Raw genomic sequence first — 25,523 nt, 5'->3', positions numbered from 1 at the left:
CGGGTCGGGCCGCGCGCCCGGCCCGCCCCTTTTTCATCCCCCTTAGCCGGAAGATGGCCTCATGGACGACAGCGACAGCATCAAAATCAGCTTGCCCTCGGCGACCAAGCCCCATGTCCCCCAGGAGGAGCGGCCCTTGGAGCAGTGCATCGCCGAGGCCAAGATGCTCCTGGTGGAGCTGGAGGGCGCGCTCAGCGACGGGCTGACCACCCTGCACCCCGACGGCTCCGAGAGCGTGGAGCTGTTCCGGGCCGACATCCTGGGCCTGGAAGCCTGGGTGGCCGCCGGGCGCCAGCTGGTCATCCTGGCCCGGCCCGGCCTGGCCGTGGCCGAGGTGTTGGCCGAGCGCTTGGGCGCGCTCTTGCGCACCACCGGCGGGGACAAGGACGTTTTGTTCAAGCAGGTGATCTGGGAGAACGAGATGCAGGCCGGTCAGGCGGCCTATATGGGGCGGGACATGGACGACCTGCCCGCCCTGGGCCTGGCCGGGCTGGCGGTGTGCCCGCCCGAGGCCTCGGCCTGGGTGCAAGGGGTCTGCCACATCGTAACCGAGGCCCCGGCGGGACGGGGCGCGGTGCGCGAGCTGGTGGACCGCCTGCTGGCCGATTACGTGCCCGAGGAAATCTGAGCATGTTCGATTCCGACAAGCCCGACGCCTATGAAAAGGTCTACCTCGGCCTGACCGAGCGCCTGGCCCAGATGGACCTGGCCCCGGCCGGGGCCAGCCTGGGCCTGGAGCGGCGCGGGTCCGAGTGGGCCGTTACGCTCCTGGGCCGGGAGTACCTGGTGGGCCCGCAGGGGGTGCGCGCGGCCGACGGCGGCAACTCCACCGTGTCCCAGCGCATCGTGCTGGCCTGGCTTCTGATCCACGGGGGCAGCGGCGAGCCGGCCGGGAGCTTCGTGCCCTACCGCGAGCTGCCCGGCGGGGCCGACTTCGCCCGCACCCTGAGCCAGCTGGTGGATGTTCGCCTGGCCGGGGCCTTTGCCGGCAAGCTGGCGCAGCTGAGCGCCGCCGCCGCCGAGCTGGGCGGCGAGGCCCTGCCCACCAGCAGCGCCTCGGACGGGGCCTGGCGCTTCCCGGCCCTGCCCAAGCTGCCCCTGGAGCTTCGCTTCTACGACGCGGACGAGGAGTTCCCGGCCGAGGCCAAGATGCTCTACGACATCACCGCGCCCAACTTCCTGGACCTGGAGTGCCTGGCCGCGCTGGGCCATATCCTGGTCTTGGAGCTGGAGCGGGCGGCGGGGATGTCCGCCACCGCTTGACCGGCGCGCCTTCAGCGGTCAAAGTTTGATATATGCGAATACTTCTGCATATATGCTGCGGGCCTTGCGCCATCATGCCGGTTCACGACCTGCGCCACGAGGGGCATGAGCTGCGCGCGCTGTTCTACAACCCCAACATCCAGCCCTACACCGAGAACCAGCGTCGCCTTCAGACCCTGGAGTCCTGGGCGGCCGGGGAAGAGTTGCCTCTCATCGTGCAGGACGAGTACGACCCCGAATCCTGGCTGCGAAATGTGGCCTGGCGCGAGAGCGAGCGCTGCGCCCCCTGCCTGGCCCAGCGCCTGGAGCGGGCGGCGGCGGTGGCCAAGCGGGGCGGGTTTGATGCCTTTAGCAGCACTCTGTTATACTCCAAACGGCAGAAGCACCGGCTCATCAAGGAGTTGGGCACGGCGGCCGGCAAGCGGCGGGGGGTGGAATTCCTCTACCGCGACTGGCGGCCTTTCTGGCAAGAAGGTATAGAACGCTCCAAGGCGGCTGGGATGTACCGCCAGCAGTACTGCGGATGCATCTTCTCGGAGCGGGACCGCTTTTTGGGGAGCCCCGCTGGTCCGACGGGGAGAAAACAATCGTGAGCGAGAAAAACGGCCCGGACATAATCCTGGAATTCGACGGCGGGGTGATGACCATCCGCACCGAAAAAGCGGTGTATCAGGTCAGCGTCAGCACCCTGGACCAAGGCGCGCGCCGCTTGCCCCCGGCCGGGGAGCAGCACGCCCTGCCGGGCATGGAAAAGCCGGCCCAAAAGGAGCAGCGCGAGCTGCCCCCGGGCGAGCGCCCCGCGCTGGGCCCACCGGCCACGGATTATTACGGCGAGCTGAGCCACGACCTCTACCGCGAGTTGGGCCACCTGGCGCGCGGCCTGGCCGCCTCGCTGAAAAAGCTGGCCGCCCCCGGAGGCAAGGGCCCCGACGCCGCCGAGCTGGGCCAGGACATGGGCCAGGCCCTGGAGCAGGCCCAGGCCGTGGCCGCCGAGCTGAAGCTGGCCGAAAAGGCCCGCGCCGCCGCCGCCGCCGAGCGCCGCAAGCTGGCCAAGGTGATCACCAACGGCAAGCCGGTGGCCAACCCCCTGGGCGCCCTGGCCGACGGCGCCGCCAGCCTCATGGGCGAGGTGTCCCGCGCGCGGGTGCAAAGCAACCAGGCGGCGGGCTACCGCTTCGGCCTGGAGAGCGTGTTCCAGGGCATCTACGACCATTGCATCAACCAGACGGTGCGCAAGCACATCCAGACCATGTGGGACGACCCCACCGAGTTCGACGAGCGCGCGGTGGAGCAGCTGCTCAACCAGAGCGCCCCGGCCGAGCCGCCCCCCGGCGGTTTGGTGCGCCTGCCGCTGCCCATGGTGCTGGCCGCCCTGCAACAGAGCACGGCCAACGCGCGCTTCTCGCAGATTTTGGCCAAGATGCAGGCCAACGCGGCTCAGCTCTTTCCGGACGAGAACCTCTACCTGGAGGCCGAGGTGCTCGGCCCCGGCGGCGAGGCCCCGGACCCCCTGCTCCTGGAGCGCCTGGAGGGCTTCCTGGACCGCGTGGCCCAGACCGCCCGGCGGCCCGGCCCTGGCCTGCCCGAGGAGCTCTCCGACCTCACCGACCTGTTCGACGAGTCCGAGCCCGGCGCGGAGAAGCAGGCCGCCGCCTCCCTGGAGGAGCTGAGCAAGACCCTGGCCTCCCTGGCCAAGATGGCCGCCGCCGTGCCGGGCGCGGCCAACAAGAGCGCGCCGGGCAACCTGCGGCCCATGGGCGAGGCGCTCATGTCCCTGCTGGCCCTGCTGGTGGGGCTCAAGGCCAAGCTCACCGCCCGCGAGGCCGACCCGGACATGAACGCCTTCCGGGCCGAGCAAAAGGCCCAGTCCGAGGTGGAGGCGGCCCTGAGCGGCCTGGAGCTGCCCCTGGACGGCGAGGCTTCTTCCCTGCCGGACATGAAGAAGGTGGACAAGCTTTTAGAGAGTCTCGGCTTCTAAAAGACGGCTTTTCCCGTTGATCGCCCGACGCCTTGCCGCCCCCCTCGGCAAGGCTCTTTTTTGTGGCCGCTTCGCAGCCTTGCCGACCGGGCCGGGGTGACGTAGGATATTTCCCGGCAACCACCGGAGATAAGCCATGCGCATCATCAAGGCCAGTCACAACTTCCCCGCCATCGTGCCCCTCCTGCGCGAGTTTCTGCCCGGCCACGACCTCGTCCCCGTGGGCGAGGAGGAGCTGGCCGAGGCCTGCCGCGGGGCCGACGTGCTCATACCCACCATGGCCCGCATCCCGGCCGAGGTGATCACCGGCTCCTCGCTCAAGCTCATCCAGCAGATGGGGGTGGGCCTGGAAGGGGTGGACATCGCGGCGGCCACGGCCCGGGGCATCCCGGTGTGCAACGTGCCCGCCGACCAGGCAACGGCCAACGCGGAGAGCACCTCTGAGCACGCGGTGTTTCTGATGATGGCCGCGGCCCGCCGTTTGGGCGAGCACCGGGCCCATTTGGACAGCGGCCCCTGGGGCGCGCCCTTGGGGATGGCCCTGCACGGCAGCAAGGCCCTGGTGGTGGGCCTAGGCCGGGTGGGTAAGGCCCTGGCTCAGAGGCTCGTCGCCTTGGGCATGAGCGTCAGCGCGGTCAAGGCCACGCCGTCGCCCGGCCTGGCCGAGGAGCTGGGCCTGGCCGAGCTGGGCGGGCCGGATGACTTCCTGCGTCTATTGGGCCAAGCCGACTTCGTCACCGCCGCGCTCACCGCCAACCCCGGCACCCTGGGCCTGTTCAATGTGGAGGCCTTTTTGGCCATGAAGCCCGGGGCCATCCTGGTCAACGTGGGCCGGGGCGGGGTGATCGACGAGCGGGCCCTGATCGGGGCCTTGGACGCGGGCCGTTTGGGCGGGGTGGGCCTGGACGTTTTCGCGGCCGAGCCCCCCGCGCCGGACAACCCCCTGTTGCACCACCCCCTGGTGGTGGCCACCCCCCATGTGGCCGGGGTCACCGCCCAGAGCTTCGCCCAGATCGGCCGCCAGGTGGCGGACAACATCCTGCGCCTGGAGCGCGGCGAAAAGCTGAAGTTCCGGGCGAACTAGGCGGGCCGTCAAGCTTTCTTCTTCTCTGCTGCCCCCGATAGCTGTGCTATCGGGGCCGTGAGGCTCTTGCCGAGCGGCAAGAAATCCCCGCCAACACGCTCCCCCAACCCCATTGACCCCACCCCCGCCCTTGTCCTAGGATAACACCCACACATCAACCGGGATTTGAGCAACGTGGGGGCAGCGGCCGCCGTGGGGGAGGCCGTTCCGGCTCGGCGTCCCAAAATCATCACAGCGAACACCACCGGCCGGGGGGCGCGGGCGAAGGATCATTCCTTTTGGGGGAGAGTCATGTCCGTGGATAAAAGCAAAAACGGCCAGGAGGTAACCAAAAAATATCTGTCCGAAAGGGTGGGGAAGCTCCTGTTGGATGTGGACGCCATGGTCGATTATGTGGGCGAAACCGGCAAGGAAATGTCCCAGGAACTAATCGGCGCCCTAGCGGAGTTGGACTGTGAACGCGGTGTGCTTACCACAGCTTCGGTAAATGGAGAGACTTGCGAGACTGAATACAGCAACCTGATCAAGGTGCACAATTTGCTGCTTCCTCTGGTTGCCCCGGCCACGCCTGCCTCATTGCAAGCCACCGAGCGCAAAGGGCTTGGACTTTTCATTAACAATTTTTCAGTCAACCTAATCCTTATCCTAACCACTTTCAGCCTTGTTGCTCTGTTGGTCCTATATGTCGGGGTAAAGACGGAGTTGTTTAAAACGGCAACTTCCGCTGCGTGGGCCAAGGCCGCCAATGACTGGCGACCCCACCTCATGATCCTCCTGGCAGCCATGCTGGGCTCTGGACTCTATTTTCTCAACGTGGCCCGTGGCTACATCCTAAATCGGACATTCAATCCGCAATATCATCTTGCTTATTACATTCGTTATTTCATGGGTGTTGTCTCCGGTGTCATCCTCGGCTGCTTTGGTCCGGAGTTGATCGACTTTGCAAGTGAAGAAGGTAAAAACGCGGACGAATTGAGTACTGTGGTGCTTGCCCTTGTGGGCGGTTTTGCGGCTGAGGCAGTCTTGCAGATTTTGCAAAGGGTGGGTGACACCCTGCTTACTTTAGTGCGGGGCAGCGACAAGGCTGTGGCCGAGAAAAAAGGGGAAGCCGCCAGAGCAGAGGCCGGCGCGGCCGTAGCCAAAGCCAAAGGCGAATTAGCAGTTAAGCTGCAGGGTATTTCCAATAATTTGGATGGAGAAAACAAACAAAAGATCAACGAGCTGATCAAGAAGATCACGCCCTGACCCCAACATCCGCGCACTACCCCCCCCGCCCCTTGCCGGGCGGGGGTTTTTGTTGGGTAGCGCCAGATGGCGCTTGAACTCAGGCAATCCCGCGTAGTTCAATAGGGCAATGGTGACTGCCCCGCCAGGTGGGGCAATTATGTGCCCAGCCCGGGGAGGAACCATGACTCGCTATTCGTTGCCGCTGATTGTGCTGATCGCCTTGTTGTTGGCCGCCGCGCCCGCCTGGGCCGTTGAGACCAACCCCGCCCTTTCCGCCCTCACCCAGGCCCAGGGGGAGCTGGAGCAGGGCAAGAAAATGGAAGCCTTCCGGACCACCGAAAAGGCCCTGTCCGCCTTGTGGGACCATATCCCCTTTTCCCTGGACGCCGTGGTTTTGACCGAGGGCCCCACTCAAGGCTATGGCCTGTTCACCCCCCGGAAGAGCAACACCTATCGCCAGGGGCAAACCATATACGCCTACGTGGAGCCCCTGGGACAGCGCATCAGGAAGAAGGGTGATCTGTACGTCTTTTCCCTGAGCGCGGACGTGGCCCTGCTCAAACCGGACGGCACCATCCTGTGGGGCAAGGACGATTTCGCCCAGTGGAAGTTCACCAGCCGGCGGGCCAACCGGGAGTTCTTCATCAACATCCGGCTGACCCTGAACAAGATCCCGGCCGGGGAATACCTGCTCTCCATCCGGGTGAACGACCGGCTCACGGGCCGGGCGGCCAGCCACAAGCTCAAGGTGGTCTTCGCCAAGTGAGCCGCGCAGCCCCGCCTATCGCATAAAAAACCCCCGCCCGTTGCCGGGCGGGGGTTCTTGCTTAACCTAGACAGGTGGTTTCTGAACTAGACCTCTTTGGTCAGCTCGGGCACCACGTCGAACAGGTCGGCTACCACGCAATAGTCGGCCTTGGTGTGGATGGGCGCGTCGGCGTCCTTGTTGATGGCCACGATGACCTTGGAGGAGCCCATGCCCGCCAGGTGCTGGATGGCGCCGGAGATGCCGCAGGCGATGTACAGGTTGGGGGTGACGACCTTGCCGGTCTGGCCAACCTGATCGGTGTGGTGACGCCAGCCGGCGTCCACCGCGCTGCGCGAGGCGCCCACGGCGGCGTTGAGCTTGCCGGCCAGCTCTTCCAGCAGCTTGAAGTTGTCGGCCTCTTTCATGCCGCGGCCGCCGCTGACGATGACGGTGGCCTCGGTGAGGTCGATCTTGCCTTCCTCGGCGGCCTGGACCTCGGCCACGGCGGCCTTGATCTCGCCCGCGTCCGCGCTGGCGGCTTCCACCGCCGCCTCGCCGCCCGCCTCGACCACGTCAAAGACGTTGGGGCGAAGCGATGCGATCTGCGGGGTGCCGTTGATGATGACGTCGGCGTAGACCTTGCCGGCGTAAATGGGGCGGGTGGCCTTGAGCTTGCCGTCGGCCACGGCCAGGGCGGTGCAGTCCACCGCGATGCCCGTGTCCAGGCGGGCCGCCAGGCGGCCGCCCAGGTCCTTGCCCTGGGTGCTGGCGCCAAAGAGCACCACGTCCGGGGCGCCGTCTTTGATCAGGGCGCCGGCGGCGTTGGTGTAGGCGTCGGTGGTGTAGGTGGCGAAAGCGTCGCCGTCCACGTAGAGCACCTTGGCCACGCCGTACTTGCCCAGCTCGGCGCAGGCGTCCTGCATCCCGGAACCAAGCACCACCGCGGTCACCTCGGTGCCCAGCTCGTCGGCCACCTTCTTGGCCGCGCTGGCCACCTCATAAGTTATTTTTCTGAACTCGCCGTCACGCTGTTCGGCGATGATCCAAACACCAGCCATGATATATGCACTCCCTTCGTGCGAAAGGTGATGACCTGATAAAGGCCCTTAGATGACCTTGGCCTCTTCCTTGAGCAGCTTGGCCAGGTTGGCGGCCAGCTCCCCAGGAGTCTCGCCTTCCACGGTCTTGCCGGGAGCCCGCTCGGGGGGCGGGTTCAGGGCGGCGATCTCGATGAAGTCGCTGCGCTCGGCGCCCAGGTCGGCCGGGGTCTTGGTCTCCAGAGGCTTTTTCTTGGCCTTCATGATGCCCGGCAGGCTGGCGTAGCGGGGCTCGTTGAGGCCCTTCTGCGCGCTGATCACGGCCGGCAGGGAGGCCTCGAGCACCACGGTCTGGCCCTCGATGGGCCGGGTGCCCTTAACCTTGCCGTCGGCCAGCTCCACCTTGGTGATGACCGAAAGCTGAGGCATGCCCAGGAACTCGGCCACGGCCGAGCTGACCACGCCCGAGTCGTCGTCCACGGCGCGCTGGCCGAAGAAAACGATGTCCGGGTTCAGGGGCTCGATGGCCTTGGCCAGCATCTTGGCCACGGCGATGGGGTCGGCGCCGTAGAGATCGTCGTCCTGAATGTGGACGGCCTTGTCCGCGCCCATGGCCAGGGCGGTACGCAGGGCCTCCACCACGCGGGCGGGGCCGGCCCCCACCACGGTCACTTCGCCACCCTGGTCTTTGACGATGCGCAGCGCCTCTTCCACGCCGAACTCGTCATAGGGATTCATCACCCACTTGATGTCACCGGTGTCGATGGACATGCCGTCGCCCGCGATCTTGATCACCGACTCGGTGTCCGGCACCTGCTTGATGCACACCACAATGTTCACTTAGTCACCCCTCCTTTCTTGAAAAACAATTGGGGTAGATATGGACTCATGGTCAAAGTCGTTAGGCCGTTTCCGGCCGGGCCAGCATGCCTTGGATGAAAAAGGAGCTAATCTGCTGGGCGGCCACGGCGGTGGAATACTTCTTAACCGGAGACAGGATCCAATAGCGGCTCATCTCGTCCAGGGCGCCGAAAAAGGCGCGCTTGGCCACGCCGGGCAGGATGTCCTTGCGGAACACCCCCTGCTCTTGGCCTTGTTTGATGATGCTGCTGATAAGGTTCAGGTACTGGTGGAAGCCGTCGTTCTTGTACTCCTTCATGAACTTGGATGATTGCCTCAGCTCCACCTGGATGATCTCGGCCAGCTCCTGGTTCTCCTCCAGCATGATCAGATGCTGCTGGGCGAAGCGCTCCAGCTTGACCGCCGGATCGGCCACAGTTTGCAGCGACTGGCGCATTTTGTCCAGAATATTGCCCATCTCCTCTTCGAACAAGGAGATCAGGATGTCGTCCTTGTTCTGGAAGTAGAGATAGATGGTGCCGTCGGCCACGTTGGCGGCGCGGGCGATCTCGCTGACCTTGGAGTTGTAAAAACCGTTCTGAGCGAAAACCTTGAGCGCCGCTTCCATGATGCGCCGGTGTTTGTCGCTATTTTTCTTTTTATCTTTCAAAGCTTTACATCCATTGCCTCCGGCCGGGCCGGGGCGAACAGGGGCAGCTACACTGAATGATGATTCATTCAAACATTTTGGTAGCACGCAGGCGGGGGGCTGTCAACGATTTTTTGAAGGCGGTTCATCGCCCTGGACCCCGCGCGGCCCGGCAAACATACAATGGAAATGAACCGCCTTCAACAAAAAACTGAACTCTCATTCAGCCCAGTGAACGCCCCCTTTTGCCTGCCGGTTGTATTGCGTCCCGGCCTGCTTTATGATGCCATTCATGCCCAGCCACGCACTCAAATCGCGCTCCCGCGCCCTGGTTCTGGCCCTGCTTTTGGCCCTGGGCGGCCTGCTGGCGGCGCCTCCGGCCGGGGCCAAGGTGCCCGAGCCCCTGGTGCCGCCCAAGGAGCTGCCCTATGCCGAGCGGGCCGAGCTGGAGGGCAAGCGCAACGAGCTTTTGATGCAGTGGGACGGCCTGGTGCGGGCGGTGCGCGACCACAACCAGCAGTGCGAAGGGGTGGTGCCTTCCTCGCCCCAGGGGGTGCGCTGCCAGGTGAAGCTCAGGGGCATCAAGGAGCGCATCGGCAAGCACCTCGACGCCGTGGAGCGCTACAACATCTCCGTGACCGCGGCCCAGATCCGCCAGGAACAGGGCCTGCCCGCCAACTAATTCTTACTGTCAATCCGTGTCTTGCTGGGCTGCGCCGCGCGCCGGTGGCGCTGGTATTTGTCCACCGCCTTGACGTGTTGGGCATAGGTCACCGAGAACTGGTGCTCGCCGTCGCCCTTGGCCACGAAGTAAAGATAGGGGGCCTTGGCGGGCTGGATGGCGGCCAAGAGCGCCTCGCGCCCGGGCGAGCAGATGGGCCCGGGCGGCAGGCCCCGCCGGGTGTAGGTGTTGTAAGGGGTGTCCTTTTCCAGGTCAGAACGGGTCAGGTTGCCGTCAAAGGCCGCGCCCAGGCCGTAGATCACGGTGGGGTCGGCCTGGAGGCGCATGCCCCGCTTCAGGCGGTTGGAGTACACCGCGCCGACCAGGGGCATCTCCCGGTTCACCGCGGTCTCCCTCTGAATGATGCTGGCCAGGATCACCACCTTGGCCTGGGCCATGCCGGCGGCCTTGGCCAAGGGAGCCAGACCGGCCCACACCTTGTCGAAGCGCCCCACCATGGCCGAGAGGACGGCCCGGGCCCCCAGATGGCGCGGGAAGCGGTAGGTGTCCGGGAAGAGATAGCCCTCCAGGGTGGGGTGGTCGATGCCCAGCCCGGCGGCGAAGTCCGGGTCGCGCCCCAGGCGCAACACCTCGCCCTGCTCGGCGATGCCCGACTCGCCCAAACGGGCCGCGATCTGGCGCAGGGTGTAGCCCTCGGGGATGAGCACGTAGTGCAGCTTCACCCGCCCCTGGCGCAAGAACTGAAGGATGCGCGCCGCGTTCATGGCCGGGGAAAGCTCGTACTCCCCGGCCCGGATGGGGCCCTCCTCGGCGGTGATGCGCCCGGCCAGGGCGAACCAGCGGGCGTTGTCCACCACCCCGGCCTTGGCCAGGATCTCGGCGGCCGAGCGCAGGTTGGCGCCCTTGGGGATATCCACCACCACCGCCACCCCGCTGGGGCTGGCCCTCCGGCCCAGGAGCCAGGTGGTGCCCACCAGATAGGCCCCGAACCCGGCCAGGCCCAGCAGCAGCACCGCCACCGCCAGGCCCACCGTGCTCTTGACCCCGGGCCTCAAGCGCGGGCCTCCAGCCAGCGGCGCAGGATAACCGCCGCCGCCGCCCGGTCCACCACCCGCTTGCGCTTGGCCCGGCTCACCCCGGCCTCGATCATCACCTCGTGAGCCTCCGCCGTGGACAGCGCCTCGTCCATCATCTCCACCGGCAGGCCCAGGCGGCGCTCCAGGCGCTTGGCCAGGGACACCACGCGCTCGCCCTCGGGGCTCAGGCCGCCGCCCGCCCGGGCGGGCAGGCCCACCACGAGAAGCGTGGCTCCCTGCTCGGCCGCGATCTCGCCGATGGCCTCCACGTCCGCGTCGCGGTTGATGCGCTCATAGACCGACAGCGGCGCGGCGGTGCGCCGCTCCGGGTCGCTAACCGCCAGGCCGATGCGCTTGAGCCCCACGTCCAGGGCCAGCACCACTCCAGGGGCTCGATTAGACATGGGGGTCATTATGCCGTGGACACGCTTGGTTAACAACCCGCCAGGCAAGAGGGAAGGGGGCGACTGAGGTGGAGGGGAAAGAAGAGGTTGGGAAATGAAAAAGAAAAATGTAGGGGCGGGGTTTATCCCCGCCCAAGAGCGCCTGCCCTGGCTATGGCACCCGCCGCACTGCCTGACATGCTTTTCCTGCTGCCCCCGATAGCTCTGCTATCGGGGTGGCGGCGCACCCGCGTTGCCACAAGAAATCTTCCGGGTGGCCCAGACCGCGTGTTGTCTGGGTCGCGTCGCCTCGGCGGCGCGACAAGAGGTGTGGCGGGCGGCCGCGATTATCTCTGGCGGCAAGATTATGGCGCAGCCTCCTCCCCAAATAAACCGGGCGGCGGCCCCCAAAAAGGATATAATCTAGAAAAATAGTATTTTTTTAGGAAATTAAAATATTGGCCGCCGGAGAGAGCGAGGGGCGGCGTCGCCTCCAGGCTCCCGGAAACACACCCAGGGTAAACGCGGCGGCTGCCTTGATTGCGGAATTGAAAGCGGTGTTCAAATGAAAGCTCTCCTGATCTACCCCCAAAACCCGGAAACTTTCTGGAGCTTCAAGTACGCCCTGAAGTTCATCTCCAAGAAAGCCCTGCACCCGCCCCTGGGCCTGGCCACCGTGGCGGCCATGCTGCCCGAGGCCTGGGAAAAGAAGCTCGTCGACGAGAACGTGGAGCCCCTCAGGGACAAGCACCTGCACTGGGCCGACTACGTGTTCATCAGCGCCATGGCCATCCAGCGCAAGTCCGTCCAGCGGCTGTTGGACCGCTGCCGGGCCATGGGGGTCAAGGTGGTGGCCGGCGGCCCCCTTTTCACCACCTGCCACCAGGATTTCCAGGGCGTGGACCACTTCGTCCTGGGCGAGGCCGAGATAACCCTGCCCCCCTTCCTGCAAGACCTGGAGGCCGGCCGGGCCAAGCCCCTGTACGCCACGGACCAATACCCCTCCCTGGTCGACACCCCCCCGCCCCTGTGGAGCCTGTTCAAGCTCAGGCGCTACGCCTCCATGAGCCTGCAATACTCCCGGGGTTGCCCCTTCCAGTGCGAGTTCTGCGACATCACCTCCCTGTTTGGCCGCAAGGTGCGCACCAAGGGAGCCAATCAGGTCCTGGCCGAGTTGGACAGCCTCTATACCGCGGGTTGGCGGGGAGCCCTGTTCATCGTGGACGACAACTTCATCGGCAACCGGGCCAAGCTCAAGGACGAGGTCCTGCCGGCCATGATCTGCTGGATGAAGCAGCACCGCCATCCCTTCGTGCTCTCCACCGAGGCCTCCATAGACCTGAGCGACGACGAAACGCTGATGAAGATGATGGTGCGGGCCGGTTTCGACGGGGTGTTCGTGGGCATCGAGACCCCCAACCCGGACAGCCTGGCCGAGTGCAGCAAGCTGCAAAACCGCAACCGCGACCTGGTGGCCTGCGTCAAGAAGATCCAGAGCTTCGGCCTGGAGGTGCGCGGCGGCTTCATCGTGGGCTTTGACAGCGACACTTCCTCGGTGTTCGAGCAGCAGATCGAGCTGATCCAGAACAGCCGTATCGTCACGGCCATGGTGGGGCTGTTGAACGCGCCCCGGGGCAGCCGGCTATACCGGCGCATAACCCAGGAGGGCCGCCTGCTCACCGAGGTCACCGGCGACAACACCGACTTCTCCACCAATATCATGCCCCGCATGGGCCTGGAGGCCCTGTCCCAAGGCTACAACGAGGTGATCAGCGGCATCTACTCGCCCAAGCCCTATTTCAAGCGGGTGCGCGACTACTTGCGGGATTACCGCGTCCCGGAGAAGAACCGGGCCCATTTCCACACCGGCTATGTGCGCCTGCACTCCGGCTACGCCTGGGCCTTCCCCAAGACCCTGCTGGTGCTGGGGGTCAAGGACTCGGCCCGCTGGCAGTATTGGAAGCTCCTGCTCTGGTCCCTGTTCCGGCGCCCCGGCCGCTTCCCCATGGCCGTGACCTTCGCCATCTACGGCTATCACTTCCGCAAGGTCTTCCACTCCTGCCTGTAGGCGGGGGGCCGGCACGCGCGGGGGGGCGCTACCGGCTCTTTTGCTCCTCTTGATAGGTATGGTAGGCCTTGGAGTCGAACTCCTCGCCCCGCTTTTTGGTAAAGCGCTCCAGCTTGACCAGGGCGTCCCGGATCTTCTGGACGTGGGCCGCGCTCTGGCCCAGGACCATTTTCTGGGCCCGGATGGTAGGGCCGGCGGCGCTGAGCTTGATCACCTGGTCCCGGATGGCCTTCCATTCCCGGAAAAGGTCTTGGGCCCGGTTGAATTGGGGGTTGTCGCCGGTGAAGAACTCGGCCATGGCCTGGAAGTCGCGGGTGATCTCCTCGGTCAGCAGGTCCACGGTCTTCACCTGGGGGGCCAGTTCGGAGAGGTCTTCGGCGAACACCAGGTTTTCCATGATCACCTGGGCGCGGATCAGGTTGCTGTCTATGCTCAGCACCAGGTTGCCGGCCGTGGCGGGTCGGTGGGGGGCCGGGGTCTCCTGGGCGAACCAGGGCCCCCACTTGCCTATCATCGACAGCAGCAGCAGGCTGCTCAGCAGGGCTATGCTCACCACCGTGTGAGCCTTGGTCCATCTGCGGTCGATAGGCATTATGGGGTTGTCGTCCGGTTAGGGTTGCAGAGAGCTCGGCGTGGCGGCGCGCCGAGGTCCGCTTGTGTCGGAGTAGGCGCTATTGCTTCATTCTACGGCATAAATCCCCCGCCGTGTGTCTTTGGTCGGTTTTACGGGGCATGGCGTCAGGCCTCGGATGGGGCGGGCGCGGGAAAGCCGTCGCGGCGGGGGCGAGTTGACAAGGCCGCATTAGCCGGTAGAGTTACCGCGAAGATAACCATATAGCCCAAGTGCGTGCTAACGACCCTGGCCCATCCCGCCAATCTTAATTAGCAGAAAAATTTAGGCTCTCTGGTTCCGCGTGGCCCTGTTCTCCCCGTGGGGAACGGCGTCATGTTTTGATAATCAGGAGGCGGCGCCTTCGGCCCCCCCTCCAATTTTGCATGGAAAAATCCTACGATGACCCCTAGTTCTTTTGATCAGTTGGCGCTCGGCGCCCCCCTGCAGCGCGCCCTGCGCGAGCTGTCCTATGAGACCCCCACCGCCGTGCAGGCCGCCGCCATACCTCCCCTTTTGGAGGGGCGCGACCTGCTGGGCTGTTCCCAGACCGGCACCGGCAAAACCGCGGCCTTCGCGCTGCCCATCCTGCACCGGCTCGCGGGCGACAAGCAGCGGCCCGCCGCGCGCCACGCCCGCGCCTTGGTGCTGGCCCCCACCCGTGAGCTGGCCATCCAGGTGGCCGACAGCTTCCGCGGCTACGGCCGCTATCTGCGCCTGAGCCTGGCCGTGGTGGTGGGCGGTGTGAACATGGGCCCCCAGATCAAGGCCTGCAATCGCGGGGTGGATGTTCTGGTGGCCACCCCCGGCCGCCTGCTCGACCTCATCGGGCGGGGCAACCTGCGCCTGAACAAGCTGGAGGTCTTCGTCCTGGACGAGGCCGACCGCATGCTGGACATGGGCTTCTTGCCCGACATCAAGCGCCTGCTGGCCATCATCCCCTCGGCACGGCAGAGCCTGTTCTTCTCGGCCACCATGCCCCCGACCATCGCCAGGCTGGCCGGTGAGATCCTCACCAACCCGGCCAAGGTCCAGGTGTCTCCCGTGGCCACTCCGGTGGAGCGCATCGACCAGCGGGTGTTCTTCGTGCCCCAGGCCGGCAAGCGCGCCCTGCTGGGCACGGTGCTCCAGGACTCCGGCACCCGCCGGGTGCTGGTCTTCACCCGCACCAAGCACGGGGCCGACAAGGTGGTCAGGCAGCTGGAGGCCAACCGGGTGAACGCCCAGGCCATCCACGGCAACAAGTCGCAGAACGCCCGCCAGCGGGCCCTGGCCAGCTTCCGCAGCGGACGCACCAGGGTGCTGGTGGCCACGGACATCGCCTCGCGGGGCATCGACGTGGAAGGCGTGACTCACGTGATCAACTACGACCTGCCCAACGAGCCCGAGTGCTATGTGCACCGCATCGGGCGCACCGCCCGCGCCGGGGCGGACGGGGTGGCCATATCCTTTTGCAGCGCCGAGGAGCGCAACTATTTGCGCGGCATCGAGCGGCTCATAAAGCAGCGGGTGCCGGTGCAGGGCCCGGGACCTTTCGCCCCGGCCAAGGCCTCCGCGCCGGCCAAGCCCTACGCGACCGCCAAGGCCTCCGCGCCCGCCAAGGCCTCCGCGCCCGCCAAGGCCGCCAAGACGGCCAAGGCCTCCGCGCCTGGCAAGGCCGCCGCGCCGGGCAAGGCCCCCAAGACGGGCAAGTCTCCGGCCAAGCGCGCCCGCCGCGCCGCCCGCCGCGCCTCGCGCCAGGCCAGCGCCGCGGCCTAGCCGCCTCCGGGCTCGCCCCGCCTCAAACGCCTTTTCCTGCCGCCCCGATAGCCCTGCTGTCGGGGCGGCGGCGTTCCCCGATGCCACAAGAAATCTTCCACCTTCCCATAGGGGCAGGAAGAGGGTGGGGAAAAAAGAAGGATTCTTCCGGGTGGCCCAGACAGCTTGCTGTCTGGGTCGCGTCGCTTTGGCGGCGCGACAAGAGGTTCGGCGGGCGGCCGCGATTATCCATGGTGGCAAGCTTATGGCGCAGGGAATGAAAAGAAAAACGTAGGGGCGGGGTTTATCCCCGCCCGAGAGCGCCCACCTTCACGGCGGCGTCCCATACCGTTACTCCCGCCATCCAGCTAATTCGGCAGGCCCATCCCCGCTCCCCGCTCCAGCCGCCGCCCCCGTCGCTTGACGCTTCCCGCACCCGGCCCATATATTTGGCTGTACCGAATCGTTATTTCGCCCGCATTGAAAGGCCCGCCATGAAACAGATCGTCCTGGGCACCGCCGGCCACATCGACCACGGCAAGACCACCCTGGTCAAGGCGCTCACCGGCATCGAGACCGACCGCCTCAAGGAAGAGAAGGCCCGCGGCATCACCATCGAGCTGGGCTTCGCCTACCTGGACCTGCCCGGCGGCCAGCGCCTGGGCATCGTGGACGTGCCCGGTCACGAGAAGTTCGTCAAGAACATGGTGGCCGGCGCGGCGGGCATCGACCTGGTGGCCCTGGTCATCGCGGCCGACGAGGGGGTCATGCCCCAGACCCGCGAGCACCTGGACATCTGCAAGCTCCTGGGGGTCAGCGAAGGCCTGGTGGTGCTCACCAAGACCGACATGGTGGACGAGGAGTGGCTGGAGCTGGTCATTGAGGACGTGGCCGAGTACGTGGAGGGCACCTTCCTGGAGGGCGCGCCCATCGTGCCGGTCAGCGGGGTCACCGGCCAGGGCATCGATGAGCTCAAGGCCGAGCTGACCACGATGGTGGAGCGCCTGGAGGAGCGCCCGGCCGTGGGGCCCTTCCGTTTGCCCGTGGACCGGGTGTTCACCATGAAGGGCTTCGGCACGGTGATCACCGGCACGGCCACCGGCGGCCAGATCAGCGTGGGCCAGGAAGTGACCATCTACCCCAAGGACGTGACCGCCAAGGTGCGCGGGCTCCAGGTGCACAACGACGAGGTGACCACCGCCCGGCGGGGGCAGCGCACCGCCATAAACCTGCAAGGCATCGAAAAGGCCGGGGTGGAGCGCGGCGACGTGCTGGCCACGCCGGGAGCCTTGAGCCCCTCGCTGTGGCTGGACCTGGAACTCAACGCCCTGCCCGACATGGCCCGTCCCATCAAGCACCGCGCGCCCATCCGCCTGCACACCGGCAGCGCCGAGCTCCTGGGCCGGGTGATGCTCCTGGACCGCGACGAGCTCCGGCCCGGCGAGAGCGCCTTGGCCCAGGTGCGCCTGGAGGCCCCGGTGGCGGTGATGGCCGGGGACCGCTACGTGCTGCGCTCCTACTCGCCGGTGCACACCATCGCCGGCGGCATCGTGCTGCACCCCCACCCCGGCCGCCGCAAGCGCAACCGCCCCGAGGTCATGGCCGACCTGAAGGCCCTTAAAAGCGGCGAGCCCCGTGAGCAGGTGGCGGTGCACGCCCGCCTGGCCGGGGAAAAGGGCATCACCGTGGACGAGCTCAGCCGCCTGGTGAGCCTGAGCCCCAAGGAGCTGGACAGCCTGGTGGGCGACATGCTCTCCAAGCAGGAGCTGGTACGCTTTGACAAAGAAGGCGGCCGCATGGTGGCGGCCACGGTGCAAAACGAGCTGTTCGATCAGGTCCAGGAGCTGCTCGGCGCCTATCACGCGGCCAAGCCCCTCAAGGCGGGCATGTCCCGCGAGGAGCTCAAGGGCCGTTTGCTCAAGTCCGGCGACGCCAAGCTCTTCGCCCACCTCATGCGCAAGCTGGAGGGCGACGAAGCGGTGGTGGCCGAGAAGGACCTCCTGCGCCTGCCCTCGCACAAGGTGAAGCTGGCCGGCGCGGATAAGGCCCTGCGCGAGAAGATCGAGCGGGCCTATGCCGAGGGCGGCCTCACCCCGCCCAACCTCAAGGACGTGGTGCCCGACCCGGCCCAGGCCAAGGAGATACTGGCCGTGCTGGTGGGCGAGGGCGCCCTTGTCAAGATCAAGCAGGAGCTTTACTACTCCGGCGGGGCCCTGGCCGAGCTCAAGCAGCGCCTCACTGATTTCCTCAAGGCCAACGAGCGCATCAACGCGGCCCAGTTCAAGGAGATAACCGGGCTCAGCCGCAAGTACATCATTCCGCTCCTGGAGTACTTCGACTCCATCCACCTGACCATGCGGGTGGGCGACGAGCGCATCCTGCGGGGCAAATGAGCGTGGGCGGCCCGGACCCCAAGGCCCTGTGCCTGGAGGTGGCCGCCCGCCTGGCCGCCAATCCGCCCGCGCCGCTAACCGGCGCGCCCGGCGGCGATCCCCTCCTGGGGCAGCTCGCCGCCATCCTGGCCCAGGCCCGCGCGGTGGTGGCCGCGCTGGAGCCCCTGTTGCCCGGCGGCGGGGTGGACGACCTGAACAAGTACGAGCACCTGGCCGCCATGCTGGAGCGCATCGCCCAGTTTCAGAGCTTCTCCCTGGCCGAGTACACCTTCCGCCTGCCCGGCGGCCGGCGGCCCGGGGTGCGCCTGTGGCTGGAAGAAGCCCAGTGGCAACGCCGGGTCAAGGTGCTCCTGTTCCACGACGTGGGGCGCTGGCAGGCCGACGCCGAGGGGCGCAAGCTCTCCCGCGAGCTGCTCACCCTGGAGCTGGGCGAGGATGGCGCCGCGCCGCTCATCCCGGCCGGGCTGGCCGCCTGGTACTCGCCCGCCTGGGCCTGGGCCGAATGCCTGGCCATGTCCCTGTGCCTGGCCGTGGCCGATCCGCCGGATTAGTCCTGGCCTCACACCGGGGCAGGCGGCATAATCAAGACAGCCGCCTGCCTGGGGATTAAACCAAGGAGACTAGGGATGAAAATCTGGGGATGCGTTTTTCTGCTCATCGCGGCCTTGAGCCTCAGCGCCTGCCAGGCACCCAAATCGGTGCACGAGGGCGTATCCAAGCCCGTGAGCTTCCTGGGGCCCGAAGTGGCGGCCAAGCTGAAGAAGGGGGGGCCCAACCAGCCCGCCTGGACCTACAGCAACCCCAAGGCCAAGTGGGCCTCCTATGACAAGCTGATGCTCGACCCGGTGACCTTCTGGCGCGAAGCGGGCAAGGCCAACCCGCAGATCACCCAAAAGGAGCGCCAGGCTCTGGCCAACTACTTCTACAGCGTCATCCACAAGGCAATGTCCCAGGAGCTGACCATGGTGCCCATCCCCGGCCCGGGCACCCTGCGGGTGCAGGTGGCCATCACCCGGGCCGAGCCCTCGGTGGTGGTGCTGGACGTGGTCTCCTCGGTGGTGCCCCAGGCGGTGGCCCTGTCCACCCTCAAGGACGCCATGACCGGCTCGCCGGCCTTCGTGGGCGAGGCGGCCATCGCCTGCAAGGTGGCCGACTCCCAGACCGGCGAGCTCCTGGCCGCCTGGGTGGCCAAGCGCGTGGGCGGCAAGCAGCTGGACCACGCCCAGATGAGCTCCTGGGGCGACGTGGAGCAGGCCATGTCCTTCTGGGCCTACGATGCGGCCTACCGCCTGTGCAAGGCGCAAAAGCGCGCCAAGTGCAAGCCGCCCGCCCAGCAATAGACCAATCGCCGAGCGCACTGCGGGGCGGGGTTAATCCCCGCCTCGTTCCTTTTTGGTCCTTTGTTCATGGGGCACAGAGAAGTGGGTAAAGGCAGTTGGTAAGGAAAAACTCCGGGTGGCCCAGACAGCTTGCTGTCTGGGTCGCGGCGCCTCGGCGGCGCGACAGGAGGTGCAGCCAGGTCCCCTGTTTTCAGTGGGTGGCACAGGAAGGACGTAGCCATCTCCTGTGAGCAGAGATTGCTCCACTCCGCTCGCAATGAAATACCTTCGGTTTCAATAAAACGATTGTCATTGCGAGGAGCGGCCCTTGGCCGCGACGCGGCAATCCCTGCCCCACCTCACCCGTCTTCTTCGAGGCGGGCTTTCCTCTGCATATTAAATGTTGTCGTTGAAAAATGTAGGGGCGGGGTTCATCCCCGCCCGAGAGAGCCTGGCCAATGCTCGCCCCGCCTCGCCTACTCCGTGGCCAGCCTCCGCACATACAACACCCCGAAGCAGCGGCAGGGCGGCTCCCCGCACACCGGGCAATGATGCCCCTCCGGGCTGGCCACCACCCGGTTCCAGTAGCCCTCCACGGCCAGGGCCTCTTCCATGCCCAGCTCCTCGACGATGCGCGCCGCGTTGGTGTGCCCGTCCGCGCTCTTCCAGGCCATGGCGCAAACCACCTCGGCCCCGCGCTGGGCCAGCTTGGCGTACATGGCCTCGACCAGGCGGCGGCCCAGGCCCGCGCCCTGCCCGGCGGGGTCCACCGCCGCCGCGTCCAGGATGCCGATCTGGGTGGCGGCCAGCAGCCGGTCGCGCTCCGGCGAGGGAGGCAGCTTGAGGAAATCGTCCGCCGGGCCGGGCTCCAGCACCATGGCCACGGCGAAGCCCATGGCCTCGCCGCCCTCGTCCAGGGCCACCTTGCAGAAGCGCCGCCCGCTCTCCAGGCAGCGCCGGAAGTCGGCCTCCCCGTGATAGTCCTCGCCCAGCTCCTGGCGGCAGATGCGCAGGACGCCGGGTAGGTGCTCCTCGGCTAGATCAATGATGCGGTGGCTGTTGCTCATGCCTGGCCCGGAAAGCTCTGCCCGTCCTCCTGCTCGGCCAGGGGCACGCTGGCGTGGCCGAGCACGATCTTCCAGCCGTCCTCGGTCTTGACCAGCACGAAGCTCTCGCGCACCTTGCCCTCGAAGGGCCCGGCCTCGGTCTGGGCCCGCACGTCGCACTCCATGGCCGCCCAGGCCACGCCGTCCTGGCCGCCGCCCTTGAACCAGTCCATGACCACCTGGCGGCTGGAGCTCTGGGACAGGTCGCGCTGGATCTGGGCCCGCATCTCCTCCCAGCCCACCTGCCGCTCGTCGGCCCCGGTTCCGAAGCCCAGGATGGTCTCGTCTTTCAGGAAGTAGCTCATCACCTCGTCCAGGTCGCCCCGGCCATAGGCCTCCCAAAAGCTGTCCAAGGTGATGCGCACCTCGGCTATGTTTTGCGGGGTCAGCTTCATGGCTTTCTCCTTATAGCTTCAGGCTCCCCTTCAGCTGGTTCACGTCGGCCACGCCCTCATTGGCGCAGAAGGCGGCCAGCTCTCCGGCGATGCGCCCGGCCGCGCCCGGCTCGGTGAAGCTGGCCGTGCCCACCTGCACCGCGCCTGCCCCGGCGATCAGGTACTCCGCCGCGTCCTCGCCGCTCATGATGCCGCCCAGGCCCACCACGTCCACCTCGGGGTGGCGCGCGGCCAGGGCGCGGGCCACCTGCCACACCATGCGCAGGCCCACCGGCTTGATAGCCGGGCCCGAGAGCCCGCCCACCACATTGGCCAGCTTGGGCGCGCGTCGCCGCGCGTCGATGGCCATGCCCAGCAGGGTGTTGATCAGGCTCACCGCGCGGGCCCCGGCCTGGGCCGCCGCCTCGGCCATGATCACCGGATCGGCGACGTTGGGGGTCAGCTTCACCCACACCGGCTTGCCGCCCGCCTCGGACACCGCGGCGGCGGTCACCTGGCCCACCGCGCCGGGAACGCAGCCAAAGGCCATGCCCCCTTCCTTCACGTTGGGGCAGGACACGTTCAGCTCCAGGGCGTCCACGCCGTCCGCCGCGCCCAACACGCGGGCCAGCTCGGCGAACTCCTCGATGCTCTCGCCGTAGAGATTCACCACCACCGCGCCGGGCTGCCCGGCCAGCCAGGGCAGCTTATCGCGCATGAACTCGTCGAGCCCCACGTTGGCCAGGCCGATGGAGTTGAGCATCCCGCTGGCGGTCTCCACGATCCTGGGCGGCGGGTTGCCCTCGCGGGGCCTTAGGCTCACGCCCTTGGTCACCAGCCCGCCGATGGCCCCGGGCTCCAGATAGGGGCTGTACTCGCGGCCGTAGCCGAAGGTGCCGCTGGCGGCCAGCACCGGGTTGGCCAGCTCCACCCCGCCCACCATCACCGCCATGTTGGGCGCGCTCATGCCTGCCCCTCCCAGTCGTAGCGGGCCCGCCAGGCGTCCATGCGCCCCGGCCCCACTTTGGCCTCCCAGGTAGCCATCATCTCCTCCAAAGGCACCCCGTAGCGCCAGCCGCGCTGCTGGATGTAACGGATGTGAGGCCGCCCGTCCAGGGTGAAGGCGGGCAAGAGCAGGTCCTCGCCGGGTACGAACTCCACCAGGCGCCAGCCCCGCTGGGCGCTCAGCTGTGCGTCGAAGCTGGGCGTGGCCTTTTGCCACTGGCCGCCGATGAACCACTCCACGAAGCTGTGGTACTGCAAGACGTTGTCGCCGGTGATCTCGTAGAGCTCCTCGGGAAGCTGTGCGTTTTCGATGTCCGCGAAGCCCAGCCGCGAGGGGATGCCCACCGCGCGGGCCAGGGCGCAGAGCAACGCCGCCTTTTGCACGCAGTAGCCCTTGCCCCGGGCCAGGGTGTTCAGGGCCAGGTACTGCTCGATGGGCTCGAAGGGCACCGATACGCTGTAGCGCACCGTGTCGCGCACGAACTCGAAGAGCTTTTGCGCGGCCTCCACGTCGTTCCGGCCGCCCCGCGCGGTCTGGCGGGCCAGGTCGAAGACCTCGCGCGGCTCGCACTGCACGCCCGGCGCGGGCTCCAGAAAGCTCTCCAGAGGCACTTCCTCGGGCATCACATCCTCCCCCAGTCCACCAGCTCCGCGTCCATCACCGGGCCTTCCTGACAGGCCCGCACATAGCCCCCGGCTGCGGCCGGGATGGCGCAGCCCAGGCAGGCCCCCACCCCGCAGGCCATGGGCGCCTCCAGGGACACCTGGCATTTCGCCCCGTGTTCACGGGCCAGGGTGGCCACCGCCTTGAGCATGGGCGTGGGGCCGCAGGTCAGCACCGCGCCGGGCTTTTGGGCCAGAGTCTCTTTCAGCAGAGCGGTCACCAGTCCTTTGAGGCCGATGCTGCCGTCTTCGCTGGCGTAGCCGAGTGTCACTTTCTCGGGGTCGAGGCGAGCGTCGAAGGTCTCCATCAGCGGCTCGAAGCCCTTGGCCCCGGCCATGCCGTAGAGCAGGCTTGTTTCTTGGCCCATTTCGCTCAGCCGCTGGGCGGCAAAGGCTAGGGGCGCGATGCCCATGCCCCCGCCCACCAAGACCGGCCGCGATGCCCCGCTCAGCTCGAAGCCCCGGCCCAGGGGCCCCCACATCACCAGCTCCTGGCCTTCGGCGGCCTGGGCCAGCAGGCGGGTGCCCCGGCCCACCACCTGGTAGAGCACCAGCACGCTCTCGCCCTCCACGCCGTGGATGGAGAAAGGCCGCGCCAGCAGCGGCTCCGCGCCGGGCGACACCCGGAGCATCACGAACTGGCCGGGCCGCGCTTTGGCCGCGATGGCCGGGGCCTTTAGGGTGATCAGGTACACCCCCGGCCCCACCGGCCGGTTGGCCAGCACCTTGGCTCGCAGGCTGGCGCTCATGGCCGCACCGCCAAAGCGGCCACGGTGCCGAAGCGCTCGGTCCCGTGGTCGCGGCGATAAGAGTAGTAGTCTCGGTCGCACACGGTGCACACTCCGCTGGTCTCGATGCGCTCGGGCCTCAGCCCGGCGGCGATTAGCTGGGCTCGGGTGGCCGCCTCTAAATCAAAGCAGTCCTCGCCACGGCGAAAGGCCAAAAACGATTCGGGCAGTTCGTTGCGCCAGTTGACGAACTGGCCGCAGCAGGCCCCCAGGCTGGGGCTCACCGCCGCGAAGAGCTCGTGGGGCTCCACCCCGTAGCGCTCCTGCAAAAAGGCCACGCCCCGCCCCGGCATCCCGGCCGCGTTGCCCCGCCAGCCCACGTGCAGATTGGCGATCACCCCGCGCTCCGGGGCGGCCAGCACCAGGGCCTGGCAGTCGGCCTGCTTGATGAGTAGCCCCACGCCCGGCCGGTTGGTGGCCAGGCCGTCGGCCTCGCCCTGGGGCCCCTCTCCATCCACGGCCAGCACCTCGATGCCATGCACCTGGTGGGCCCAGGCCAGGGCCTCCAGGCCCAAAGCCGCGCACAGCCGCTCCCGGTTGGCCTCGGCCTCGGGGGTGGTCCCGGCCAGGTCGCCCCAGGCCCGGTTGCTGGCCGCGGCCACCACGCCGGGCAGCGCGCCCAAGGCGGGCGGCCGCCACAGGGACGGGGGGCTTTGGTGGGCGGTTTGGTTCATGGCTTAAGCTTAGCTTCCGCGAGCCGGTGGCGGCAAGCGCCCCGGCTTACAGCTTGATGATGGGCTGGATGCGGGTGCAGTTCGCCCCGGCGGCACGGCACATGGCGAAGACCTCCTCGAATTTGTCGTCCGGCGAGGAGAGGATGGCGATGAACACCCGTTGCACCTGCTGGCGCTTGATGAGCCCGGGCAGGTCGTGGCGGTTGCCCAACACGGAGATGCCGTGAATCTCCAGGCCGCGCTTGGCCGGGTCGTCGTCCACGAAGCCCACCGGCACGTAGGGCAGGGCGGGGTTGTTCTTCAGCTCCCGGAGCAGCATGGCCCCGCCGTCGCCCGCGCCCATGATGAGCACCGGGGTGCCCTTCTTGGGGGACACGCTCTCGCTGAACACCCGCAAGAGAAAGCGGCATCCGGCCAGGAACATGAAGCACAGGAAGAAATCGATGATCACCGCGGCCCGCGAGAAGCCCTCGAAGCGGTAGAGCATCAGCACCATCAGCACCGCCAGCACCGAGCCCACCAGCACCGCCTTGGCCAGCTGGATCATGGCGTGCACGCTCACGTAGCGCCACTCGCCGCGATACACCCCGAAGACCCACAATGCCAGGAGCTTCACCCCCAGCACCATGGGCAGGCTGTGGGTGAGCAAATACATCTGGTCCTGGTTCAGGTGGCCCTCAAAGCGCAGCAGCCAGGAGGCGCTATAGGCCGCCGAGATGAGCAGCAGGTCCACCATGATTTGCAACAGCTGCTTCTTGTAGAGCACCAGCCGCCCCAGCACCGGGCTTTGCCAGCGATGGGCGGGCCGGGCGTTGGCGTCGTATACCTTCACCCCGCCCAAGAACACCCCGAAGAAGATGAACACCACCATGGCCATGGCCAGGATCACCACCGCCACCAGAGTGCTCACATATTGCAGCAGCAGCGAGCCCAGGCCGCCGGCCAAGCTGATCAGGATCAGCACCAACACCGCCTTGCGCTCGCTCATGCCCAAAAACACCAGGCGGTGGCTGGAGTGGTCCCGCCCGCCCTGGGCGATGGAGCGGCCGTGGGTGGAGCGCTGGAAGCTCACCAGGGTGATGTCGAACAGGGGCACCACCAAGACCCCCACCGGGATCAAGAGCGACAGGGTCAGGGGGCTGGCCCCGCCTGAGCCCATGATGGTGCAGGCGGCCAGGGTGAAGCCCAAAAACAGGCTGCCGCAGTCGCCCATGAAAATCTTGGCCGGGTTGAAGTTGTAGATGAGAAAGCCGCCCGCCGCCCCGGCCAGGCCGGCGGCGATGAAACCCATCTCCGGGAAGCCGCGCATGAACGAGATCACCGAGAGCATGGACCCGGCCACCAGGGCCACCCCCGAGCTGAGCCCGTCCATGTTGTCCAGGATGTTCACCGCGTTGGTGACCCCAACCAGCCACAGCAGGGTCAGCGGCACGTTGAGCCAGGGCCAGGGCAGCAGCTTGAAGCTCAGGCCCAGGGCCACGGCCACCGTGGCCACGATGAGCTGGGCCAGAAACTTCACCTGGGGCTTCAGGTCCAGGATGTCGTCCACCAGCCCGATGACGAACATGGCGCTGGCGCAGCCCACCAGGGTCATGCTGCTGGGGCCGGGCCGCCCCAGGATGAAGAAGGAGACCAGGAAGGCCAGATAGATGGCCACCCCGCCGTAGACCGCGGTGGGCTTGCGGTGCCAGCGGTCCTCGCGGGGCTGCACCACCCATCCCCAGCGGCGGGCCAAGAGGATCACCACCGGGGTGAGCAGGGCGGCCGAGGCCAGGGCCACGGCGAAGGAGATGATCAGCGGTATCAAGCGCGCCCCCCC

General features: G+C 67.0%; 26 protein-coding genes. 13 read left to right on the top strand and 13 right to left on the bottom strand.

Going from position 1 to position 25,523, the window contains the following annotated elements:
• Positions 1–61 precede the first annotated feature (61 nt).
• From KQH53_03425 to KQH53_03395, 7 genes are all read left to right on the top strand, one after another.
• Positions 62–628: a hypothetical protein gene (locus KQH53_03425; GenBank protein MCB2225705.1), complete on the top strand. Its 567-nt coding sequence runs from the start codon at positions 62–64 to the stop codon at positions 626–628.
• Between the two features lie 2 nt (positions 629–630).
• Positions 631–1,263, top strand: coding sequence for a DUF3786 domain-containing protein (locus KQH53_03420; protein ID MCB2225704.1), 633 nt, complete (start codon positions 631–633; stop codon positions 1,261–1,263).
• A gap of 32 nt (positions 1,264–1,295) precedes the next feature.
• Entirely contained in the window at positions 1,296–1,856 is a 561-nt protein-coding gene (locus KQH53_03415) for an epoxyqueuosine reductase QueH (GenBank protein ID MCB2225703.1), read from the top strand.
• A complete protein-coding gene (locus KQH53_03410; GenBank protein MCB2225702.1) occupies positions 1,853–3,241 on the top strand; it encodes a hypothetical protein in 1,389 nt (462 codons plus the stop codon). The genes KQH53_03415 and KQH53_03410 overlap by 4 nt, the downstream gene beginning before the upstream one ends.
• 136 nt (positions 3,242–3,377) lie before the next feature.
• The gene (locus tag KQH53_03405; GenBank protein ID MCB2225701.1) at positions 3,378–4,325 is read left to right on the top strand and encodes a 2-hydroxyacid dehydrogenase; all 948 of its coding nucleotides are present in this window, start codon (positions 3,378–3,380) and stop codon (positions 4,323–4,325) included.
• Between the two features lie 297 nt (positions 4,326–4,622).
• Positions 4,623–5,570 carry a hypothetical protein gene (locus KQH53_03400; GenBank protein ID MCB2225700.1) on the top strand — a complete coding sequence of 316 codons (948 nt, stop codon included), beginning with the start codon at positions 4,623–4,625 and terminating at the stop codon, positions 5,568–5,570.
• 163 nt (positions 5,571–5,733) lie between these two features.
• A complete protein-coding gene (locus KQH53_03395; protein MCB2225699.1) occupies positions 5,734–6,318 on the top strand; it encodes a hypothetical protein in 585 nt (194 codons plus the stop codon).
• An 86-nt stretch (positions 6,319–6,404) separates the two neighbouring features.
• Here KQH53_03395 and KQH53_03390 read toward each other — a convergent pair whose 3' ends face one another.
• From KQH53_03390 to KQH53_03380, 3 genes are all read right to left on the bottom strand, one after another.
• A complete protein-coding gene (locus KQH53_03390; GenBank protein MCB2225698.1) occupies positions 6,405–7,358 on the bottom strand; it encodes an electron transfer flavoprotein subunit alpha/FixB family protein in 954 nt (317 codons plus the stop codon).
• 48 nt (positions 7,359–7,406) lie between these two features.
• Positions 7,407–8,177 (bottom strand): electron transfer flavoprotein subunit beta/FixA family protein, encoded by a 771-nt coding sequence (locus KQH53_03385; GenBank protein ID MCB2225697.1) that lies wholly within the window; start codon positions 8,175–8,177, stop codon positions 7,407–7,409.
• Positions 8,178–8,238: 61 nt separating this feature from the next.
• Positions 8,239–8,805 carry a TetR family transcriptional regulator gene (locus tag KQH53_03380; protein MCB2225696.1) on the bottom strand — a complete coding sequence of 189 codons (567 nt, stop codon included), beginning with the start codon at positions 8,803–8,805 and terminating at the stop codon, positions 8,239–8,241.
• A gap of 313 nt (positions 8,806–9,118) precedes the next feature.
• On the opposite strand from KQH53_03380, the gene KQH53_03375 reads away from it, so the two are divergent.
• A complete protein-coding gene (locus KQH53_03375) occupies positions 9,119–9,508 on the top strand; it encodes a hypothetical protein (GenBank protein ID MCB2225695.1) in 390 nt (129 codons plus the stop codon).
• Here the strand turns inward: KQH53_03375 and mltG are convergent.
• Complete coding sequence (gene mltG, locus KQH53_03370; protein ID MCB2225694.1) at positions 9,505–10,563, bottom strand: endolytic transglycosylase MltG; 1,059 nt, start codon at positions 10,561–10,563, stop codon at positions 9,505–9,507. The genes KQH53_03375 and mltG overlap by 4 nt on opposite strands.
• Positions 10,560–10,988, bottom strand: coding sequence for a Holliday junction resolvase RuvX (ruvX, locus tag KQH53_03365; GenBank protein ID MCB2225693.1), 429 nt, complete (start codon positions 10,986–10,988; stop codon positions 10,560–10,562). The genes mltG and ruvX overlap by 4 nt, the downstream gene beginning before the upstream one ends.
• A 544-nt stretch (positions 10,989–11,532) precedes the next feature.
• Here ruvX and KQH53_03360 point away from each other — a divergent pair.
• The gene (locus tag KQH53_03360) at positions 11,533–13,035 is read left to right on the top strand and encodes a B12-binding domain-containing radical SAM protein (GenBank protein MCB2225692.1); all 1,503 of its coding nucleotides are present in this window, start codon (positions 11,533–11,535) and stop codon (positions 13,033–13,035) included.
• A 28-nt stretch (positions 13,036–13,063) separates the two neighbouring features.
• Here the strand turns inward: KQH53_03360 and KQH53_03355 are convergent, their stop codons facing one another.
• Complete coding sequence (locus tag KQH53_03355) at positions 13,064–13,627, bottom strand: hypothetical protein (GenBank protein ID MCB2225691.1); 564 nt, start codon at positions 13,625–13,627, stop codon at positions 13,064–13,066.
• A 420-nt stretch (positions 13,628–14,047) separates the two neighbouring features.
• Here KQH53_03355 and KQH53_03350 point away from each other — a divergent pair, with 420 nt between their 5' ends.
• From KQH53_03350 to KQH53_03335, 4 genes are all read left to right on the top strand, one after another.
• Positions 14,048–15,403: a DEAD/DEAH box helicase gene (locus tag KQH53_03350; protein ID MCB2225690.1), complete on the top strand. Its 1,356-nt coding sequence runs from the start codon at positions 14,048–14,050 to the stop codon at positions 15,401–15,403.
• Between the two features lie 473 nt (positions 15,404–15,876).
• A complete protein-coding gene (gene selB / locus KQH53_03345) occupies positions 15,877–17,775 on the top strand; it encodes a selenocysteine-specific translation elongation factor (protein ID MCB2225689.1) in 1,899 nt (632 codons plus the stop codon).
• Positions 17,772–18,326 (top strand): hypothetical protein, encoded by a 555-nt coding sequence (locus tag KQH53_03340; GenBank protein MCB2225688.1) that lies wholly within the window; start codon positions 17,772–17,774, stop codon positions 18,324–18,326. The genes selB and KQH53_03340 overlap by 4 nt, the downstream gene beginning before the upstream one ends.
• Before the next feature lie 75 nt (positions 18,327–18,401).
• Complete coding sequence (locus KQH53_03335; protein ID MCB2225687.1) at positions 18,402–19,115, top strand: DUF3313 domain-containing protein; 714 nt, start codon at positions 18,402–18,404, stop codon at positions 19,113–19,115.
• A 455-nt stretch (positions 19,116–19,570) separates the two neighbouring features.
• Here the strand turns inward: KQH53_03335 and KQH53_03330 are convergent, their stop codons facing one another.
• The 7 genes from KQH53_03330 to KQH53_03300 are packed head-to-tail and all read right to left on the bottom strand — an operon-like array spanning position 19,571 to position 25,511.
• On the bottom strand, positions 19,571–20,161 hold the full coding sequence (locus tag KQH53_03330) for a GNAT family N-acetyltransferase (GenBank protein MCB2225686.1): 591 nt from the start codon (positions 20,159–20,161) through the stop codon (positions 19,571–19,573).
• Entirely contained in the window at positions 20,158–20,595 is a 438-nt protein-coding gene (locus KQH53_03325) for a nuclear transport factor 2 family protein (protein MCB2225685.1), read from the bottom strand. Before KQH53_03325 ends, KQH53_03330 begins: the two co-directional genes overlap by 4 nt.
• Positions 20,596–20,605: 10 nt before the next feature.
• Complete coding sequence (locus tag KQH53_03320; protein MCB2225684.1) at positions 20,606–21,541, bottom strand: dihydroorotate dehydrogenase; 936 nt, start codon at positions 21,539–21,541, stop codon at positions 20,606–20,608.
• The gene (locus tag KQH53_03315; GenBank protein ID MCB2225683.1) at positions 21,538–22,203 is read right to left on the bottom strand and encodes a transglutaminase-like domain-containing protein; all 666 of its coding nucleotides are present in this window, start codon (positions 22,201–22,203) and stop codon (positions 21,538–21,540) included. The genes KQH53_03320 and KQH53_03315 overlap by 4 nt, the downstream gene beginning before the upstream one ends.
• Positions 22,203–22,991: a dihydroorotate dehydrogenase electron transfer subunit gene (locus tag KQH53_03310; protein MCB2225682.1), complete on the bottom strand. Its 789-nt coding sequence runs from the start codon at positions 22,989–22,991 to the stop codon at positions 22,203–22,205. The genes KQH53_03315 and KQH53_03310 overlap by 1 nt, the downstream gene beginning before the upstream one ends.
• Entirely contained in the window at positions 22,988–23,704 is a 717-nt protein-coding gene (locus tag KQH53_03305) for a polyphenol oxidase family protein (protein ID MCB2225681.1), read from the bottom strand. The genes KQH53_03310 and KQH53_03305 overlap by 4 nt, the downstream gene beginning before the upstream one ends.
• A gap of 46 nt (positions 23,705–23,750) precedes the next feature.
• On the bottom strand, positions 23,751–25,511 hold the full coding sequence (locus KQH53_03300; protein MCB2225680.1) for a hypothetical protein: 1,761 nt from the start codon (positions 25,509–25,511) through the stop codon (positions 23,751–23,753).
• Positions 25,512–25,523 lie beyond the last annotated feature (12 nt).

Source organism: Desulfarculaceae bacterium (assembly GCA_020444545.1).
Classification (GTDB): Bacteria; Desulfobacterota; Desulfarculia; order Desulfarculales; family Desulfarculaceae; genus Desulfoferula.
Note: the sequence above shows the minus strand (reverse complement) of the source record. Positions and strands in the feature narration are given on the sequence as shown.